Source organism: Acinetobacter sp. UBA2063 (assembly GCF_002333245.1).
In the GTDB taxonomy this organism is placed as follows: Bacteria; Pseudomonadota; Gammaproteobacteria; order Pseudomonadales; family Moraxellaceae; genus Acinetobacter; species Acinetobacter parvus.
Window position 1 is genome coordinate 496 of sequence record NZ_DDAH01000020.1, and the last position, 419, is coordinate 914.

At 42.0% G+C, this 419-nt stretch carries 1 protein-coding gene; it reads right to left on the reverse strand.

Annotated features, from left to right (window positions below):
* Positions 1-233, reverse strand: a 233-nt coding sequence (gene rplU / locus B4H32_RS00830; protein WP_286799201.1) for a 50S ribosomal protein L21, incomplete at its 3' end; no start/stop codon positions are given.
* Positions 234-419: the final 186 nt, after the last annotated feature.

Consider the following 419-nt stretch of genomic DNA (forward strand, 5'->3'; position numbering starts at 1 on the left):
CGCATTTTGATGATGCGGATTTTGTCGTGACGACCATGGCCAACTACTTCTGCAGTTACTTTTGCGCCAGCTACAACTGGAGCACCGATTTGAATGTTGTCACCGTTTACAACCATTAATACGTCATCAAACGTAATAGTCGCGCCAGTTTCAGCTTTCAATAATTCTACTTTAAGGGTTTCACCCTCAACAACACGGTGCTGTTTACCACCGCTCTGGATTACTGCGTACATAATGTACTCCAACTTGCCCGTGTCGTCGTGCCGATAAAAGGACATATCGATCTTAAGACGAACGCCACTGGGGTTATACAAGGCGATAGATTTTAAGTGAAATTTGATCAAACAACAAGTGATTTTGCACAAATACGCCGCTCAACAAATGAGCTGTAGATTTCATAATAAAATCAAACAGTTTGA